Source organism: Salinimicrobium soli (genome assembly GCF_048323655.1).
In the GTDB taxonomy this organism is placed as follows: Bacteria; Bacteroidota; Bacteroidia; order Flavobacteriales; family Flavobacteriaceae; genus Salinimicrobium; species Salinimicrobium soli.
On the sequence record NZ_JBLUWW010000002.1, the window covers coordinates 686,344 to 704,669 of the forward strand.

Annotated in this window: 16 protein-coding genes; 8 read left to right on the forward strand and 8 right to left on the reverse strand. The window is 43.7% G+C overall.

Going from position 1 to position 18,326, the window contains the following annotated elements:
* The first annotated feature begins 105 nt into the window (after positions 1-105).
* Positions 106-372 (forward strand): zinc ribbon domain-containing protein, encoded by a 267-nt coding sequence (locus ACNORC_RS08715; RefSeq protein WP_418335240.1) that lies wholly within the window; start codon positions 106-108, stop codon positions 370-372.
* 139 nt (positions 373-511) lie between these two features.
* Entirely contained in the window at positions 512-1,069 is a 558-nt protein-coding gene (azu, locus tag ACNORC_RS08720; protein WP_418335241.1) for an azurin, read from the forward strand.
* A gap of 64 nt (positions 1,070-1,133) precedes the next feature.
* Here the strand turns inward: azu and ACNORC_RS08725 are convergent, their stop codons facing one another.
* The 6 genes from ACNORC_RS08725 to ACNORC_RS08750 form a co-directional block, all read right to left on the reverse strand.
* Positions 1,134-1,964, reverse strand: a complete 831-nt coding sequence (locus tag ACNORC_RS08725; RefSeq protein WP_418335242.1) for a universal stress protein — start codon at positions 1,962-1,964, stop codon at positions 1,134-1,136.
* An 82-nt stretch (positions 1,965-2,046) separates the two neighbouring features.
* Positions 2,047-3,042 carry an MlaD family protein gene (locus ACNORC_RS08730; protein WP_418335243.1) on the reverse strand — a complete coding sequence of 332 codons (996 nt, stop codon included), beginning with the start codon at positions 3,040-3,042 and terminating at the stop codon, positions 2,047-2,049.
* Positions 3,043-3,053: 11 nt separating this feature from the next.
* A complete protein-coding gene (locus ACNORC_RS08735) occupies positions 3,054-3,830 on the reverse strand; it encodes an ABC transporter ATP-binding protein (protein WP_418335244.1) in 777 nt (258 codons plus the stop codon).
* Positions 3,831-4,610, reverse strand: a complete 780-nt coding sequence (locus tag ACNORC_RS08740; protein ID WP_418335245.1) for an MlaE family ABC transporter permease — start codon at positions 4,608-4,610, stop codon at positions 3,831-3,833. It lies immediately after the preceding gene.
* A 114-nt stretch (positions 4,611-4,724) separates the two neighbouring features.
* Positions 4,725-5,168, reverse strand: a complete 444-nt coding sequence (locus tag ACNORC_RS08745; protein WP_418335246.1) for a hypothetical protein — start codon at positions 5,166-5,168, stop codon at positions 4,725-4,727.
* Positions 5,169-5,273: 105 nt separating this feature from the next.
* Positions 5,274-7,922, reverse strand: a complete 2,649-nt coding sequence (locus tag ACNORC_RS08750) for a cation-translocating P-type ATPase (protein WP_418335247.1) — start codon at positions 7,920-7,922, stop codon at positions 5,274-5,276.
* A gap of 164 nt (positions 7,923-8,086) precedes the next feature.
* On the opposite strand from ACNORC_RS08750, the gene ACNORC_RS08755 reads away from it, so the two are divergent.
* The 3 genes from ACNORC_RS08755 (at position 8,087) to ypfJ (ending at position 12,382) form a co-directional block, all read left to right on the forward strand.
* Positions 8,087-9,022, forward strand: a complete 936-nt coding sequence (locus tag ACNORC_RS08755; protein WP_418335248.1) for a 1-phosphofructokinase family hexose kinase — start codon at positions 8,087-8,089, stop codon at positions 9,020-9,022.
* 14 nt (positions 9,023-9,036) lie between these two features.
* Entirely contained in the window at positions 9,037-11,451 is a 2,415-nt protein-coding gene (locus ACNORC_RS08760; RefSeq protein WP_418335249.1) for a glycoside hydrolase family 65 protein, read from the forward strand.
* Positions 11,452-11,542: 91 nt separating this feature from the next.
* Entirely contained in the window at positions 11,543-12,382 is an 840-nt protein-coding gene (ypfJ, locus tag ACNORC_RS08765; RefSeq protein ID WP_418335250.1) for a KPN_02809 family neutral zinc metallopeptidase, read from the forward strand.
* Positions 12,383-12,387: 5 nt separating this feature from the next.
* On the opposite strand, the gene ppsA is transcribed toward ypfJ, so the two are convergent.
* Positions 12,388-14,787 carry a phosphoenolpyruvate synthase gene (gene ppsA / locus ACNORC_RS08770; RefSeq protein WP_418335251.1) on the reverse strand — a complete coding sequence of 800 codons (2,400 nt, stop codon included), beginning with the start codon at positions 14,785-14,787 and terminating at the stop codon, positions 12,388-12,390.
* A 17-nt stretch (positions 14,788-14,804) separates the two neighbouring features.
* Positions 14,805-15,191 (reverse strand): hypothetical protein, encoded by a 387-nt coding sequence (locus ACNORC_RS08775; RefSeq protein ID WP_418335252.1) that lies wholly within the window; start codon positions 15,189-15,191, stop codon positions 14,805-14,807.
* A 60-nt stretch (positions 15,192-15,251) separates the two neighbouring features.
* Between ACNORC_RS08775 and ACNORC_RS08780 the strand changes: the two genes are divergently transcribed.
* From ACNORC_RS08780 to ACNORC_RS08790, 3 genes are read left to right on the forward strand one after another with little or no spacing between them, the layout of a single operon-like run.
* Positions 15,252-16,388, forward strand: a complete 1,137-nt coding sequence (locus ACNORC_RS08780; protein ID WP_418335253.1) for an efflux RND transporter periplasmic adaptor subunit — start codon at positions 15,252-15,254, stop codon at positions 16,386-16,388.
* Positions 16,385-17,644, forward strand: coding sequence for an ABC transporter permease (locus ACNORC_RS08785; RefSeq protein WP_418335254.1), 1,260 nt, complete (start codon positions 16,385-16,387; stop codon positions 17,642-17,644). The genes ACNORC_RS08780 and ACNORC_RS08785 overlap by 4 nt, the downstream gene beginning before the upstream one ends.
* The gene (locus ACNORC_RS08790) at positions 17,644-18,318 is read left to right on the forward strand and encodes an ABC transporter ATP-binding protein (protein ID WP_418335255.1); all 675 of its coding nucleotides are present in this window, start codon (positions 17,644-17,646) and stop codon (positions 18,316-18,318) included. Before ACNORC_RS08785 ends, ACNORC_RS08790 begins: the two co-directional genes overlap by 1 nt.
* Positions 18,319-18,326 lie beyond the last annotated feature (8 nt).

The following is an 18,326-nucleotide window of genomic DNA, read 5'->3' on the forward strand; positions in this document are numbered from 1 at the left end:
ACTTTCGATAAAATATGAAGGAAAAACCGTATCTTTTATTGATGAAATATCCCGGAGAATTCATTTTTAAAATCCACTGGTTCTTCGAAAACAATAAGTGATGTTATGAAGCCACTCATCTGTCAAAGTTGTGGTTTTCCGTTTAGCGAGGCTGCAAGAGGCACCAATCGGGACCATTCAAAAAATAGTGAGTATTGCATCGATTGCTATAAGGAAGGTGAATTTACCGATCATCATCTTACCCTGCATGAAATGGAGCGGCGATTGCTTATGATGGCCCGGGAGCATAATGAAATTAGCCTGGAAGAGGCCCAGCAGATCATCAAAACCCTTCCTGATCTTAAGAGATGGAAAATGACCAACATTTTGTAATTCCCCGTTTCTTAAATATCTTCTAATGAATTCCTAAATAAAGAGTAAAGTTTTCATTTTGAAGACCTAAAACCATCAATGAATTCATTTTTTGTTGGTTACTTCTGTATCTTTACTTTGAACTTTAAAATCAAGAACTATGAAAAGTTACCTGAAGTTTTTACTGTTTCTCTGTACCGTCCTGCTTATGAGCTGCGGAGATGATAAAAAGGATAAAGATGTTGACAGGATCACAATAGGAGAGGAAGGTACGTTGAAGGAAATGGATATCAATGAAGAAAATAATTCGGCTACAGATACTACTGCTACTTCAGAAGATCAGGATGTGGTAGAGGTCATGCTAACAGGGAATGATCAGATGAAGTTTAATCTCAGCGAGATAAAAGTGAAAGAGGGGCAAACCGTAAAGCTTACTCTTAAACATGTTGGCCAATTAGGAAAAGATGTAATGGGCCATAATTTTGTCCTATTAAAAAAAGGAACGGACCTGGCTTCCTTCGCTCAAAAGGCAGTAGAATTCAAAAGCAATGAATACATTCCCGAGGATTCAGATAAAGTTATCACTCACACAGATATGATTGGGGGCGGTCAAGAGACCAGCATAACGTTTAAAGCACCTCCCGCAGGAACCTATGACTTCATTTGTAGTTTCCCCGGCCATTATATTCAAATGCAGGGAAAATTCATAGTTGAATAAGTATTCTGAGAGAATATATAATTGCCGCAAGTAACTCTATTTGGAAGTTATTTGCGGCAATTTTTTAATGTGCAGGTGGGAAGCACATCACCGGAACGCCCGTTGATGTTTGTACTCCCTTGATCTTTTCTCTAATAACCAGCCTATCTACCTCATTCCTTTCCTTGCTATCAGGAATTACCAGCACATCGGGTTTTTCATTCTGAATGGTCTCTTTTATAGTGCCGTAAACATCTTCTGAATAGATTGATCGGCAACTAATATGAGGGTAGGAAACCCTTTTTATAAGCTGATTTTTAAAATTTTCCAGTGCTTCCCTGGCAGGTTCGGCAGCTTTATGCGTAACATGCACCACCTCAATGGCAGGTTTCAGGAAAGCTAAAACCTGTACCAGTTGTCCCAAATGATGAATATCCTCATCATTAAATACACTGGCGAACAGAACTTTTTTAATAGCACCGGGTTCATGATCTGCCGGCACGGCAAGGATCGGGAATGTTAATGCCGATGTTACTTCTTTCGAGGTACTGCTTAAAAACACTTCTTTTAAAGTACTGGTCTTGGAAGCTCCCATTATCACCAGATACACAGACATATCTCTAATGAAGTCGGCAATGGCTTCTGCCACATTTGCTCCCTTAATAGCAGCGTAAGACAATTCGGTTCTAACAAAATCTTCTTTGAGATGATCTTTACAGAATTCCTCAAGTCTTTTTTGGTGTCGCTCTCTCACCGCTTTCCTTTCCGCCGGAGTTCTAAGTCCCTTCTCCTCTTCGGGCGAGTAAACGTGAAGTACAATTATATCTGAGTTAAGGGATCTTCCAAGGGAAGCGGTGTACTTAAGAGCCGCTATAGAATTGGAAGAATAATCGGTAGTATAGATTAATTTTTTCATAATCCTGCTAAATGAGAAACAAAGGTAGTTTTAGTCCAGGTTAGGAAGAATGATTAAAGTCATACTTTACTGACTTTCAGAACTATTTATTCTCTTCTTCCAGTTTCTCCAGCGCTCTCTTTCTTTCCAATCTTCTAAAGTAACCTCTAAAGAGGAAATTGTGCTGCAAAGCTTCCATATTCTCATCCATCTTTTTACTGGCAGATTCAGCATTTTCTATGGTTGTCTCCAGACGATTTACGAAAGTGGTATCATTCAGTACAAAATCAAGTACTCCTTCTCCTGTCCTTATCTCGTTGGAGAATACCTTTAAATTTTTGGTCATGGAATCTATCTCAACAGCAGATTGCTCCAGGCTGGCAAAGATGGCGGTTAGTTTTTTGGCTGCGACAGTGTCTTTTAAAAGTACTCCTGCTACGCTGCTGTCAATATTCACATCTGAAAGAAGGCGATTTATGCGGTTAATGGTAGACGAGGCACTACGTGTAGTGCGTTTTAGATTCGCAATACTTTGTTTGATGTCTTTAGCCATTTCTTCATCTTTGATAAGCGTTCCCAACGTACCCTTTCCTTCATTAATGGCATTAGTGATCTTTAATAGATCTGCAGTAAGTAGAGCAGCATTCTCATTGGTGGTGTTGAGCGTGCTCAACATATCTGCAGTAGCGATCTTACTAATAGATTCGATGGTGTCTCCCGGTTTGATTCTCTCAGCATCCGTGTTTTCTCCGGGAATGAGGTTGACAACCATACTACCAACAAGCCCGTCTGAATTGATTGTTGCTTTGGAATCCTTCTTTATAAGGCCTATGGCTTTTTCATGGATCAACATATCAACTACAATGCTGGTGTCATTTACAATTGTAATATCTCTCACCGTTCCCACGTTTACACCTGCATATCGAACATTATTTCCTCTTTGGAGCCCGTCTACGTTCTTAAAAACAGAACTTATCCGCGTGTTATCTCCAAAAAGGTTTTGCTTGTTGCCTATAAAATATACAGCAAGGACAAAGATCACCACACCCGTGATGATAAATATTCCCAGTCTTAGATTTTGTGCAGTTCTGTTTTTCATCTCCTTGATTTTTACTTAAAAAACGCCTGTATCTTGGGATCATTAGAGTGCGATAGTTCCTCAAAAGTGCCCTGGGCATAATTGGTTTGTTCCAACAGGAGTACCATTCTATTAGAGATAACCCTTGCACAATCCACATCATGAGTAATTATAAGTGACGAGGTCTTGTACTTTTTCTGTATGCTCATCATTAAAAGAATGATCTCTTTTGCTGTAATAGGATCCAGTCCTGTAGTAGGTTCATCATATAGAATGATCTTCGGCTTCAGGATCAGGGCACGCGCGAGGGCTATCCTTCTTTGCATCCCTCCGGAAAGTTCTGCAGGCATAAGGTCCACCGTGTTTGCTAAACCCACATTTTCCAAGGCCTCCATTACCAGATCATCTGTCTTCCCTGCCAGTTTTTTCTTTTTGTGACGGCGAAGTGGAAACTCCAGATTTTCCCTGACTGTCATTGAATCATACAGGGCACTACCCTGAAAAAGAAAACCAATATCTGCCCTCAAAACATCCAGTTCCTGTTGTTTTAGCTGAAGTATATCATTTCCCAATACCTCGATCTCCCCGCTATCGGGTTCCATGAGACCTACCATACATTTGATCATCACAGATTTCCCGGCACCAGATTTCCCCATGATCACAAGATTTTCCCCGTTGAACATTTCAAGATTGAAATTGTTCAGCACCACCTGGTCTCCAAATGCTTTGCAGAGATTTTTAATGCGGATCACCGCATCTTTTTTATCCTCCAGCGTGGAATTATCCTGTATGGTCTTGGGATCTTTCATCTATCCATATATTATATCAGAAACAAAAACAGCAATAAAGTCAATGACAAAGAGTAAAAGTGAGGTGAACACCACAGCCGAGTTGGAGGCTTTTCCAACGCCTTCGGTTCCTTTCTTGCTATTGTAACCTTTAAAACACCCTACCAGGCCTATTGCGAAGCCGAAAAAGAAGCTTTTTGCAGTAGCCGGGAGAAAATCACTGAATTCCAGTGCCTCAAAAACTTCATTGAAATAAAGAACAAAGGTCACATTCCCCTTGATATTTTCTACCAGGGCCGAGCCGAACAGAGCTATAAGATCCCCAATTACAATAAGGATAGGCAGCATTAAAGTAGCAGCCAGTATCCTGGTTACGACCAGATATTTGAAAGGATTCGTACCAGATACTTCCATGGCATCTATCTGTTCTGTTACCCGCATGGACCCAAGCTCGGCTCCAATGCTGGATCCTATTCTTCCGGCACAGATGAGGGCAATGATGACCGGACCAATTTCCCTCACTATAGAAATACTGATCATGGAAGGCATCCACGAAACTGCTCCAAATTCCATGAGAGTTGGGCGGGATTGAAGGGTAAACACCAATCCCAAAATAAAACCGGTGACTCCTACCAGGAGCAGCGATTTATTTCCCATCTGGTAACTCTGCTTCAAAAACTCCCTGAACTCAAAGGGACGTGAAAAGACTTCCCTAAAGAACCGTCCTGCGAACCGGGACAATTCTCCAATCTCTATGAAAAAAGAGGAAACTCTGGAGTTAGAAGCGTAGCTCTGCTGCATATTTTAGATTTAAACCATCTAATAAAGTTAACGTACTTTGAGTTCTGCCACAATAAATAGCTCTATTTTTTATGCTGTAAATCAGGTGGTTATATGTTGTTTTGAAGAATTTACTTAAAGTTTATCTGAAAGATTTTCTGAACCAATAACTTTCTCAGAGATCCTGAAGACCTCTTTCCTGTTTCTCCTGTAGCTGTTCAGAAACTGTGACATCTCTTTTTCCATGGACTCATGTCTTTTTCTAAGATCATCAGGATCTGTATTTCCTTTCTTCATCAGGATTTCGGTCAGACGGTGCATGTGATCCTGTAGTCTTTCCACTAGGGCTTTGCCTTTCCTGATCAATTTGTGAAGATCAAATTGAATTTTATTGACATCCTCGGCATTCTCATCTTCATTAACCCAGATGGAGTACTTGTTTATTAGCCGGTTCAGAAAAGAAAGGTCTTCTAAATAGAATTCCACATCCCGCTTTAAATGGCGGCTAAGAATAAATAATTCCTCCCAATCAGCTTTCCGAATAAAATCGGTTTCGGGCCTTGTGCGAAAACTATCCATAGTAGTAGATTTTAATACCGATAAAATTAGGTGCAAATTCAGCCTTTCCAAATGATATTAATCAGGTATGGCTTCCGAATTGCCCATTATAACAAGAATTAGGGGTCAATTGGTAAATCCCAATCTCTTTACCAGCTGGGTCAATATTACCCCACCCACACCAAAGGCAGCAATAACTCCCATTTGTTCCAGAGTTAGAGGGACCAGCGACAATACCTCAGCCATTAAAGGGAAATGATACATGATCACCACAAGGAGCATGGAGAAAACAAGAGCAGCCCAAACCCACGGATTCGTCGTTACCTCGTTCTTTATAAAGGAACGGTGGCGCTTTGGCAGGTTGAAAACATTCAACAGTTGGGCCAGGATGAGCGTGTAAAATGCCATGTTGTTGACAACTTCCCGAGGTTCCTCCCTTACAAGCCAGGCATAGGCTGTAATGGCTGTGACAGTAAGGGTAATAGTGAGACCGTAAACAATAGTGGTGATCCAGTGTTTGCGCGTAAGAATAGGTTCTTTAGGATTTCGTGGCGGTTGTTCCATAACATGTTTGTCTCCTTTGCCCACTCCTAAAGCCAGCGCAGGAAAAACATCAGTGACCAGATTCAGGAAGAGTATTTGCAAGGGCAGCAGGGGTAGGGGCAGGCTGCTCACCGAGGTGGCTGCAACCGAAATGATCTCTGCCAGGTTACAGGACAACAGGTAAACCACAAATTGCCTGATGTTCTCAAAAATAGTTCGCCCCTGCCTGATAGCAAGTTCTGTTGAGGTAAATTTATCATCCATCAGGATCACATCGGCCACCTCCTTGGCAGCCTCGGTACCTCGTATACCCATAGCGATCCCGATATCTGCCTTTTTTAAGGCGGGAGCGTCATTCACTCCATCTCCAAGCATTCCAACCACCTTGTTGTTCTGTTGATACAGGTCTACCAGGTCCAGCTTTTGCTTCGGAGCCATCCTGGCAAAAACAGTTGCCGCCAGGATCTGCCGTTCTCTTTCCGGAGTGCGGTTCTCTGGTTCCGGCACATCCCGGCCATGGATCACTTCCTGTACTTCATCATTGGGATTTACCAGTCCTATTTCTTCCCCTATCTTTCTTGCCGTATCGGGATGGTCCCCGGTGATCATGACCACCTTGATCCCCGCGTTGTGATAGGTCTTAATCGCTTCAGAAATGTCCTTTCTGGGCGGATCCAGAAAGCCGACAATACCTAGAAATATTAGGTCTTCAAAAAGGGAATTTTCTTCCGGAATTTCTGATACCCGTTTACAGGCAAACGCAAGGATTCGCATTCCTGAAGCTGCCAATCCATTTGCTCTGGTTATCCAGCCTTCCCGATCCTTTAAGGCAACTTCCTCACCTTCTTTGCTCAGCACTTTATCACAGGAGCCAATTATGCTTTCCAAAGCGCCTTTTACAGCCACATAATAGTTCTCTCCCTCCAGGTGAACGGTCGCCATTTTCTTTATCTCGGCATCGAACGGGATCTCCTGTTCCCTGGGATATTTACTTCGGAAGTCTTCAATGTCATACCCCAACTCTTCGGAAAAGGAGAACAAACCTATTTCAACCGGGTCACCTACAGGTACATTTTTCTTTTTGTGGCTGTTGTTGCACAACATTCCCACCTTCAGCAGTTCTGAAAAGTTCTGAAGTTGTTCTGCCTTCTGTTTAAAATCAGCGGCGTTCCATTCCTCCGGACCCAGTTCCAGATCCTGCAGCTCGATCTTGTGGACAGCCATGCTATTTTCGGTGAGCGTTCCGGTCTTATCGGTACAGATGATCCCGGTAGCACCTAAAGTTTCAACGGCTTCCAGTTTTTTGATCACTACCTTTCTTCTGGACAGTTTCAGCATTCCTTTAGCAAGAGCGATAGTGGCAACTATTGGTAATCCTTCAGGAATTGCTGCTATGGCAAGCGCAATCCCTGTTTCGATCATTAGCACGATCTTTTTACCCTGGATATACCCAGAAACAGCAATGATGGCTGCCAGAACAATAGTCAGCCAGATCAGCCTCCGACTGAGTTTTCCAAGCTTCTTTTCCAGCGGAGTTCGATCTTTGGTAGCTTCCCGGGTAAGACTGCTTATTTCTCCAATCACGGTATGATCTCCTGTTGAAGTTACAACAGCTCTTCCGGTGCCACGTGACACGATCGTTCCTTTATATACCATGTTCTTACGCTCGGCAAGTGTAGTATTCTCGGGAAGAGCTTCCAGCTTTTTCTCTACCTGGTTACTTTCCCCTGTTAGCACAGCTTCTTTTATCGCCAGGCTGGAAACCTGTATTAGTCTGGCATCCGCCGGAACCACATCTCCGGCAGAAAGAATAATAACATCCCCCGGCACAACTAAGCTTAAGTTAATTTGTTCTTCTCGACCTTCCCGGTAAACTCTTGCATAGGTCTGCACCAGTTTTTGAAGCGCTTCCACCGACCTGAGAGCCTGCCATTCCATAAAAAATCCAATGGCTGCTGTAATAAGAATGACCACCAGAACGGCAAATCCTTCCAGTACCTCATTGAATATAAATGCCAGTAAAGTGGCTCCCGCCAGAATGTAGATCACGGGATCCAGGAATTGTTCCAAAAAGATGATCCAGATGCTTTTGGGTTTGGTCTCCTGCAACCTGTTCTTTCCATACTCCTCCAGCCGTTTGTTTACTTCATCTTCAGTTAATCCTTTTTCAGGATCAACATTGAGCTGTTCACAAACCGCCTGTTTTTCGAGATGGTGTGGATCCTTGATCATTTACCGAAAAGTTTTGGATCTGGAGGGACAATATAAAGCTACAAAGGAATTCGGGTTTTTTGGATGATAAATATCATTGGCATTCTTGCCACTTTAGGATAGCTTTAAAAGTCGTATATTTCATGTTACCAGTCAATTAAGTCTTCTAACCAATATAACCTGAAATGATCCTTACCTTAACCGTAAATCCGGCCCTTGATATCTATTCGCGGGTTCAAAATATTCAGCCGGGGGAAAAACTGAGATGTGAACAGCCAAAGCTTGATCCCGGTGGTGGGGGAATAAATGTTTCCCGGGTTATAAAAAGATTGGGCGGTAGTTCTGTTGCCATTTATCCGAAAGGCGGTCATACAGGTTCGGTCTTTCAGGATTTGTTGCAACAGGAAGATATTCAGCAGGACCCTGTTTCCATCCAAAACGCCCTTCGGGAAAATTTTGCTGTGACTGATACTGCAACAGGAGAATTGTATCGCTTCGGTTTTCCGGGCCCGGAACTTTCCGAAGTGGATATTCAAAATATTCATAAAAGACTTGACCAATACGAAAGAGCAGATTTTCTTGTAGCCAGCGGCAGCCTTCCGCCGGGAGTGCCAAACAATTTCTATTCTTTGGTGGCAAAAAAGGCACGGGAACTGAACATTAAATTCATACTCGATACGTCCGGAAAAGCCTATGAAGGAATACTGGAGGAGGGAGCTTACCTATTGAAACCTAATCAAAATGAACTCGAGGCCCTTGTAGGTGGTAGAAAAGCCACAAACAGGGAGGAGCAAAAAGACCTTTTAAGAGAGGTAGTGATTAATTATCCTATTGAGATAGTAATTCTATCTCTGGGAGGAGATGGTGCGTTACTGGCAACCAAAGATGAAGTGCGGCATTTTCCCGCGCCACAGGTGGAACAAATAAGTTCTATTGGGGCGGGAGACAGTATGGTAGCGGGAGTCGTTCACGGTCTGTTTCAGGATTATAGTCTTGACCAGGCGGTCCTTTTCGGATTGGCCTGCGGAAGTGCCACTTTAAAATCCCCCGGTACAGAACTCCTTAAGAAAAAGGATGCAGAGGAACTTTATTCACGGCTACAGCAGCAGATCAAAATTTAGAATTTCTGAAGAAAATGGATGACTGGAGGCTAACCTATTCGCAATACCTGCCGAAGGAGGAGAAACTTCGGGAAGCTCTTTGCACGCTGGGTAACGGGTATTTTGCCAGCCGTGGCGCCATTGAAGGCAGTTCAGATCCCGGCCTGCACTATCCCGGAACTTATCTTGCCGGCGGATACAATCGGTTGGAATCTGAGGTCAAAGGCAGGATCATTGAAAACGAGGATCTGGTAAGATGGCCGGACTGGACCATTCTTAAATTCAAACCGGAAGGAGGGGAGTGGTTCGATATTGATAAGGTAAGGTTGCTGGAATTTCAGCAGGAACTGGATTTAAAAGAGGGTATCCTTGAGAGAAAGATCCTCTTTGCTGATTCCCAGGAAAACGAAACTCAGCTTATCACCCGGCGTATTGTGAGTATGAACAATATGCATCTGGCTGCCATTCAGTGGGAATTGATTCCGCAGAACTGGTCCGGGAAAATAACAGTTCATTCTGCGCTCGACGGGGGTGTGCTGAATAAAGGGGTCGAACGTTACAAAGATCTCAACAGCCGGCATCTCAGGTTGCTCAAAAAAGGGAATTTTGAAGAGGATTCCATTTATTTGAAAGTGATGAGCAGCCAGTCTGAGATCGTCATGGCCCAGGCAGTGAGGACGTCTTTGTTTTTTGAACTTTACGATTCTTTTGTAGACAGGCGAACTTTACAGGAGGAGACCTATATCGCTCAGGAACTCGATGTTTCGGTAGAAGCCAAAAAAGTACTCCGAATCGAGAAGATCCTCGCACTTTTTACTTCCAAAGACAAAGCCATTTCAGATCCTTTAACAGAAGCCAAAAAGACCGTGAAGCGGGTGCGGAATTTTGCTGAGATCAGGAAATATCACAGCGAGACCTGGAGTGATCTCTGGGCCCAGGCTGACATCACCCTGGAAGCCGATGGCGGCAATGACCAGCTTCTAATAAGACTCCATATTTTTCACCTTTTTCAAACCTTTACTTTAAATACGATCGATCTCGACTCCGGAATCCCGGCACGGGGCTGGCATGGGGAAGCCTATCGCGGCCATATCTTTTGGGATGAGCTCTATATTTTCCCTTTTTACAATATCAGTATCCCCGAACTTACCAGGGCCTTACTGATGTATCGTTACCGAAGGTTACCTGAAGCCCGTTATGCTGCTGAAAAAGCCGGTTACGAGGGGGCAATGTTTCCCTGGCAGAGTGGAAGTAACGGCCGCGAAGAAAGTCAGGAGATCCACCTGAATCCCGAATCGGGGAATTGGCTGCCCGATAATACTTTTTTGCAAAGGCATGTGAATTCGGCTATTGCCTATAATATCTGGCAATACTTCCAGGCCACGGGAGACCTGCAATTCCTTTCTTTTTATGGAGCAGAACTTATGCTGGAGATCGCCAAATTCTGGGCGAGTAAGGCTAAATATAATGCCAAACGTAAAAAATATGAGATCCACGGAGTGGTTGGCCCCGATGAATATCATACTTCCTCTCCAAATTCCGAAGAGCAAGGATTAAGGAATAACGCGTATACCAATTTCATGGCTGTCTGGAGCCTGATACATGCTATGGAGACGCTGGAAAAACTCAATACCAGAAGGGCCCGGGACTTAATGGAACTGCTGAACATCAAAGAGGAAGACCTCGTGCGATGGGATAACATTAGCCGAAATATGTTCATTCCTTTTGTGCAGCAGGGAAAGATCATTGAACAATTTGAAGGTTTTGATACCCTTAAAGATCTTGACTGGGAAAAATATCTCAAGGATCATGGGGAAACTTTGAGGCTGGACCGTATTTTGGAAAAAGAGGGAGATGATGTTCAAAAATATAAGGCCGTAAAACAACCCGATGTGCTTATGCTGTTCTATCTCTTCTCGGCCGAAGAACTCAAAGCCATTTTTGACCGGTTGGGTTATGGTTTTGATACTAAAGAACAGATTCCAAACAATATTTCTTATTATCAGGGTATCACCTCACACGGGTCAACGCTTAGTAAAGTGGTGTATTCATGGGTCTTCGCGCGTTCTCACCGGGAGCGTTCCTGGTATGATTTCAAAAAAGCCCTCATCAGCGATTTCAATGATATTCAAGGCGGCACCACAGCCGAAGGCATCCATCTTGGAGCAATGGCGGGAACCGTTGACCTTATCCATCGCTGCTATACGGGTATGGAGTTCCGAAAAGAATGTCTGTATTTCAATCCCCAACTTCCGGAGAATGTAAAACAGATACGGTTTCGTTGTCGTTACCGCAAGCACTGGCTTGAAGTGCATCTCACCCAGGACAATCTCTGCTTAAAAAGCCATGGCGGCTGGCAGGATGTTATCAGGATCATTGTAAATGAAGAGGAATTCAAGATGATCAAGGGGGAAGAACGCAACATCAATTATAAGATTCGGGAAAACTGATCCTCTCTTAGATTTTCTTCGGAAATTTTATGAATTACTGAACAGTAATTGGTTGGGCTATTTTCTAATTTGTTCTTCTAATTCGGAAATCATGAAATGGAAGGGCAGAAGAAAGAGTTCAAATGTTGAAGATCGCCGGGGAAAATCTACCGGTGGTAAAGTTGCTATTGGCGGAGGGATCATTGGATTGATCTTCCTTGCCATTCAGCTTTTTTCGGGAGGTGATCCCGCTGCGGTCCTCGACCAGATACAAGTGCAGAATTCTACCGAAGAGCGGGAACTCACGGCGGAAGAGAAAGAACTGGGAGATTTTGCTGCCGTTGTGCTGGCAGATACAGAAGACGTCTGGAACCGGCTTTTTCAGGAGTATGGTTCAAATTATCGGGAACCCGGAATGGTCCTGTTTACAGATGCTGTTCAAACCGCCTGCGGCGGAGCTTCAGCAGCTACGGGGCCTTTCTATTGTCCTGCTGATGAAAAAGTGTATATGGACCTTGGTTTTTTTGAAGAACTGGAACGACGTTTTGGGGCAGAAGGAGGAGACTTTGCCATTGCTTATGTAATTGCTCATGAGGTAGGGCATCATGTGCAAAACCTTATGGGAACGGCAGGTAAAGTGCAGCAGTTGCAGCAAAGGAGCAGCCAAACTGAAGCCAATGAGCTTTCAGTCGCACTGGAGTTACAGGCCGATTTCTATGCTGGGGTATGGGCGCATTATAATGACCGGTACCTGCAGGCCGGAGATATTGAGGAAGCAATGAGTGCGGCAAATGCAGTAGGCGATGACGCTATTCAAAAAAGGACTTCCGGAAGGGTAGTACCCGACTCCTTCACCCACGGAACTTCTGAACAACGCATGAAGTGGTTCATGAAAGGCTATGAATCCGGGGAACTTGCCCAGGGCAGTACTTTTGATGCGCTGTTGAATTAAAAGGCTCAGTTATTATTGATCTTTTCGGGTTCTTGTTGCTCTGCTTCAGCTTTATTAATATTCTTTATTCCCTGTAGCAAAGCATCTGGGTTAAAAGATATGCTGTCTATGCCTTCTTTCACTAGGAAGGAAGCAAATTTCGGAAAATCGCTAGGTGCCTGTCCACACAATCCAATTTTTTTACCTGCTTTCCTGGCTTTTTGAATAGCCATGGAGATCATTTGCATAGCCGCCTTATCGTTTTCATCGAAGAGTGCACCCATGAGTTGTGAATCACGATCAATTCCAAGGGTAAGCTGGGTGAGGTCGTTGGAGCCGATTGAAAATCCGTCGAATACTTCAGCAAATTCCTCCAGTAAAAGTACGTTGCTTGGGATCTCTACCATGGCGTAGATCTCCAGTCCGTTTTCTTTTTGCTTCAGTCCGTTTTCTTGCATTATACCCACCACTTTTTTGCCTTCCTCTACAGTTCGGCAGAAGGGGATCATCACTTTCACGTTAGTCAGTCCCATCTCGTCCCTAACTTTTTTGATGGCCCGGCATTCGAGTCCGAAGCCTTCCTTGTAGAGGTCATGATAATAGCGGGAAGCACCCCTGAAGCCTAACATCGGGTTTTCTTCTTTCGGCTCAAACTGGGCACCACCTATGAGATTGGCGTATTCATTCGTTTTAAAGTCACTCATGCGCACAATGACCTCCTTAGGATAAAAAGCAGCGGCCATGGTGGCAATTCCCTGGGCCAACTGGTCCACAAAATATTCTTCTTTATCGGGATAACTGACGGTAAGTTCCTCGATCAATTTTTTAGCTTCCCTGTCCTTTAATTCATCAAACCTGATCAACGACAATGGATGCACTTTGACCATATGGGTAATAATGAACTCCATGCGCAACAGGCCAATTCCATTGTTTGGATAAAAGGAAAGTTGAAATGCCTTTTCCGGATCTGAAAGAATGAGTTTGGCCTCTGTTTCGGGTAAGCTGATCTGGCTGAAATCCAGCTCTTCCTGTTCGTACTCCAGTTTGCCTTTGTACACAAAGCCTGTCTTTCCTTCAATACAGGAAACAGTTATGGTTTCCCCGTCTTTGATATTCTGAGTGGCAAAATAGGTTCCTACAACTGCGGGAACTCCCAGCTCACGGGCAACTATAGCTGCATGGCTGGTGCGACCACCTCTGTCAGTAATCACCCCGGAAGTTCTCTTCAGAATTGGATCCCAGTCCGGACTGGTAGTTTCGGTCACCAGAATATCTCCCTGCTGGAGCTTGTGCGCATCCCGCGGACTTTCCAGAATTCTCGCACGACCAACCGCAATTTTAGAGCCTATGGCATTTCCTGATACCAGAATTTCACTGCGTTCCTTCAGTTTGTATTCATACTGAACTTTTTCTTCACCTTTGCGATGGACTGTTTCGGGTCTGGCCTGGGTAATGAACAGTTCTCCATTAATTCCGTCTTTTGCCCATTCAATATCCATCGCTTTGTTGTAGTGATTTTCAATGGCCATGGCCCACTTTCCAAGAGTGAGGACCTCTTTATCACTCAAAACGAATTGATCTTGTTTGGAAGCTTCGGTTTCAATATTTACGGTAGAGGAGTGGCCATTAGATTCAGCATAGACCATGGTTTTCTCCTTGCGCCCCAATTTCTTCTGTAAAATGGCATTTTTGCCTAGCTCCAGTGTGGGTTTGAAAATGAAGAATTCATCGGGATTGATAGTTCCCTGCACAATATTTTCCCCCAGGCCCCATACTCCCGAAAGATGGATAACATCAGGAAAACCCGATTCTGGTTCAATGGTGAATCCAACCCCGGAGGAACCTTTGTCTGAGCGCACCATTTTTTGCACCCCTACAGAAAGGGCGATCTCATCATGGGCAAAACCCTGATCTTCCCTGTATTTTATGGCCCGGTCGGTGTAAAGCGATGCGAAACAGTTTTTCACGGCCTGCAGCAAAGATTCTTCTCCTGTGACGTTCAGGAAGGTATCGTGCTGCCCCGCAAAACTTGCCTGTGGCAGGTCTTCGGCAGTCGCACTACTGCGCACTGCCACCTGAATATCTTTAGAATTCCCTAAAGTGTGGTATGCCTCTTTTATGGCTTCAGAAAAATCCTTCGGAAAATTGCCCTTTTTGATAAGGCTGCGCGCCTGTTGACCTATCTCTTCCAGGTTTTCATAATTGTCCCGGTCTAACTGCTTCAGAAGATCTTTCAGTTTTTCCTGTAATTTATTTTCTTTCAGAAATGTCCAGAATGCCTCTGCAGTGGTAGCAAAACCGTCAGGTACCTGTACTCCTTCCGAAGAGAGTTCGTTGAACATTTCCCCTAGAGAAGCGTTCTTTCCACCTACCATGGGAATATCATCAATGGTGATCTCTGAGAATTTTTTTATAAGATTTTTCATGTCTCCAGGTTTTAACGTTAATACATAAGCAGCTCGTAGCCCGTATTAAGCAGGAAAATGCCGATTAAAAAGAGCAAAAAATAGATCAGCTGAATAAGCTTGACATTTATCACTGCCATTCTTTCGCTGGTTTGTATTGGGAAAATGAACAATCCCAGGCCAAAGAAGAGGGAGATCCAGCCAAGGAGGGTTATGATGAACCTCCAGTCGGGTTCCCAAATGTTGTGGACCAGGATATTCAGCAGGCCAATAACGATAGCCATAAAAGCTATAAGGATCTGGAATTTCTGGTCTTTCAGGTCTTCATTGATCTGTTTGATCCTTATCGGGTTAAAGCTGAGAATGAAGAAAAAAATGAGAAGATACCAGCCCCAGAATTTCGCCAGGAATAGAGAAGTGTCCATTTTTTCCTGTTTTTGGATTCTTATAAATGTAACACCTGGAAGCCTGAAAAAATATGATAAATGTCATTCGGAAAGGGATGGTTTTCAATTAATTTTGATGAAACCACTCGTATGTCCAAATATTACTACTTGTTATTTCCCCTGCTTTTTCTGTCGTGTAACGGGGGAGAAGAGAAGATTTACCCTAAAGTCACAAATATTACCGAATCGGTTTATTCCTCGGTCACCATTCAGCCGGACAGCCTATATCAGGCTTATGGGGTGGTAAATGGCATTGTGGAAAAGAATCTGGTAGAAGAAGGCCAACTGGTGAAAAAAGGTGATCCGTTGGTGCAGATCGTCAATAACAACCCAAAGCTTACTGCTGAAAATGCACGTGTCGCCCTGGAACTTGCACGGGAGAACTATAATGGGAGTGCAGCCATTCTGGGAAACATTGAAAAGGAAATTGAATCGGCACGTCTTAAGTATCTGAATGATTCCATTAATTATTCCCGGCAGAAGAAATTATGGGACCAAAATATAGGTTCAAAAAGCACTTTTGAGAATCGTCAGCTGGCATTTGAGCTTTCGAAATCATCTTTGGAAGTGTTGGAAAACAAATACCGGCAAACCCGAAATGAACTACGGACCAAGCTCGAACAGGCGGAAAACAATTATAAAGCCACTCAAATCACCAATACAGATTTTACAGTGGAGAGCAAGATCAACGGAAAAGTCTATGCCCTTCACAAAGAACCGGGAGAGCTGGTAACCTCTCAACAACCTGTGGCTTCGGTGGGCCGCGCGGATAAATTTGTAATAAAAATGTTGGTTGATGAGGTGGATATTGTGAAAATTCAACAGGACCAGCAGGTGTTGTTAACGCTCGACGCTTATCCTGGAAAAGTCTTTACGGCACGGGTGAGCAAGATCTACCCCGAAAAAGATCAACGCAATCAAACCTTTCTTGTAGAAGCCCTTTTTGAAAAGGAACCCAAAGTGTTATATCCGGGGCTTTCGGGAGAGGCTAATATTGTGATCGAAAAAAAGGAAAATGCGCTGGTAATTCCTAAAGATTTCCTGGTGGGAGCCGGGCATGTGAAGACCGAAGACGGATTGACGGAAGTGAAGACCGGGCTCGAAAGCATAGATTCTGTAGAGATCCGGTCAGGGATCACTTCCAAAACGGCTATTTATAAACCGGAGGAAGAATGAATAGATCTGTGATCTTAAGCATTGCCAAAACTCATTTGCTCAGTAAAATGAGGCAAACAATTATTGCCGCACTGGGAGTGACTTTTGGAATAGGATCATATATTACGCTTGCCAGTTTTATGACAGGCCTCAATTCCATGCTTGACAGTTTGATTCTGAATCAAACGCCACACATTCACATCTACAATGAAATAGAGCCTACTAAGGAGCAGCCCGTGAGTTTATATGAAGATCTGAAAGACTCCTTCAGCGTGGTACATTCTATCAAGCCGAAACAAACCCAGAAGAAGATCCACAACGCCCGGCCTATCATGGCTTACCTTAATGAGAATGAAAAAGTGCGGGGTGCAGTTCCACAAGTGAAGACGCAGATATTTTACATTTCCGGATCTATAGAGCTCGGCGGAAATCTAACCGGCGTGGACATAATGAAAGAAGCCGATCTTTTCAATCTCAAAGATTATATAGTGGAAGGAAGGCCTGTGGACCTGCGGAATAATACCAACGGGATCATTTTGGGTTCCGGGCTGGCAGATAAGATGTCACTGGGAATAGGCGATCGGGTGCAGGTAACTACCATAAAAGGGGATATTTTCCCTCTAAAAATTGTAGGTATCTACCAAAGCGGTATTAGTGAGATCGACAATATCCAGAGCTTTACAAACCTCAAGACCATTCAGCGACTGCTGGGCGAGCCGGAAAACTATATCACCGATATAAATGTGAAACTGTATGATATTGAAGATGCCGTACCTATGTCTAAAAAGATCGAAGATCAATTTGGACTTACCGCAGTTGATATAAAAACGGCAAACGCTCAATTTGAGACCGGCACCTCGATAAGGAATTTGATCACGTATGCGGTTTCAGTGACTTTGCTGCTGGTGGCCGGCTTCGGAATATATAATATTCTGAACATGCTTATTTATGAAAAAATGAACGACATAGCCATTCTTAAAGCTACCGGATTTTCGGGTAGGGATGTGCAGCTGATCTTTATGAGTCAGGCCTTAATTATAGGTGTTGGAGGAGGAATGTTGGGATTGATCATAGGTTATGTGCTTTCCTCCATAATTGATCGCACGCCTTTTAATACCGAAGCTCTCCCAACTATCACGACCTATCCCGTAAATTTTAATCCGTGGTTCTATGTGATAGGAATTGTCTTCGCAATTGTGGCCACCTTCATGGCAGGATACCTACCATCCAGAAGAGCTAAAAAAATAGACCCCGTCAAGATCATAAACAGATTGTAGTGGAGAAAGTACTCGAAGCCCGAAATATCGATAAACATTTTAAAAAACCGGTACTTTTCCACGTGCTGAAGGATATTAATTTTTCGGTCAAACAGGGGGAGTTTGTGTCCATCATGGGTAAATCAGGCTGCGGAAAGTCTACCTTACTGTATGTTCTTTCTACTATGGATACAGATTATGAAGGAGAACTTCTTTTGAATAACCAATTGTTGACAGGAGAGTCACCAGATTCACTCTCGTATGTTCGAAACAAGCATATAGGATTCGTTTTTCAGTTCCACTATTTGCTGGCTGAATTCACTGTATTGGAAAATGTAATGTTGCCGGCACGGAAGCTCGCTGAGAAATCTTCCGAAGAGATCGAACACGACGCGCTGGAGAAATTGAGGATACTTGGAATTGATAACCTGGCTTCTAAAAAAGCCTACCGTATTTCGGGTGGAGAAAAACAACGTGTAGCCATTGCACGGGCTCTTATTAATGATCCGGCGATCATTATGGGAGATGAGCCTACCGGAAATCTGGACAGTCATAATTCAGAAAATGTGTTCAATATCTTCAGGCAGCTGAGTGATGAACGGGGGCTTTCCCTTTTGATCGTTACTCACGACAAAGACTTCGCTAAAGGCACGGACAGGATAATACAGATGGAAGACGGCCGGATAATTAAATAGCAGATTTC

Coding starts and splice junctions, on each gene's coding strand:
- ypfJ (WP_418335250.1), top strand. CDS start 11,543: ATGAAATGGAAGGGCAGAAGAAAGAGTTCAAATGTTGAAGATCGCCGG.
- ACNORC_RS08745 (WP_418335246.1), bottom strand. CDS start 5,168: ATGGATAGTTTTCGCACAAGGCCCGAAACCGATTTTATTCGGAAAGCT.
- ACNORC_RS08780 (WP_418335253.1), top strand. CDS start 15,252: ATGTCATTCGGAAAGGGATGGTTTTCAATTAATTTTGATGAAACCACT.
- ACNORC_RS08740 (WP_418335245.1), bottom strand. CDS start 4,610: ATGCAGCAGAGCTACGCTTCTAACTCCAGAGTTTCCTCTTTTTTCATA.
- ACNORC_RS08730 (WP_418335243.1), bottom strand. CDS start 3,042: ATGAAAAACAGAACTGCACAAAATCTAAGACTGGGAATATTTATCATC.
- ppsA (WP_418335251.1), bottom strand. CDS start 14,787: ATGAAAAATCTTATAAAAAAATTCTCAGAGATCACCATTGATGATATT.
- ACNORC_RS08735 (WP_418335244.1), bottom strand. CDS start 3,830: ATGAAAGATCCCAAGACCATACAGGATAATTCCACGCTGGAGGATAAA.
- azu (WP_418335241.1), top strand. CDS start 512: ATGAAAAGTTACCTGAAGTTTTTACTGTTTCTCTGTACCGTCCTGCTT.
- ACNORC_RS08755 (WP_418335248.1), top strand. CDS start 8,087: ATGATCCTTACCTTAACCGTAAATCCGGCCCTTGATATCTATTCGCGG.
- ACNORC_RS08725 (WP_418335242.1), bottom strand. CDS start 1,964: ATGAAAAAATTAATCTATACTACCGATTATTCTTCCAATTCTATAGCG.
- ACNORC_RS08760 (WP_418335249.1), top strand. CDS start 9,037: ATGGATGACTGGAGGCTAACCTATTCGCAATACCTGCCGAAGGAGGAG.
- ACNORC_RS08715 (WP_418335240.1), top strand. CDS start 106: ATGAAGCCACTCATCTGTCAAAGTTGTGGTTTTCCGTTTAGCGAGGCT.
- ACNORC_RS08785 (WP_418335254.1), top strand. CDS start 16,385: ATGAATAGATCTGTGATCTTAAGCATTGCCAAAACTCATTTGCTCAGT.
- ACNORC_RS08775 (WP_418335252.1), bottom strand. CDS start 15,191: ATGGACACTTCTCTATTCCTGGCGAAATTCTGGGGCTGGTATCTTCTC.
- ACNORC_RS08750 (WP_418335247.1), bottom strand. CDS start 7,922: ATGATCAAGGATCCACACCATCTCGAAAAACAGGCGGTTTGTGAACAG.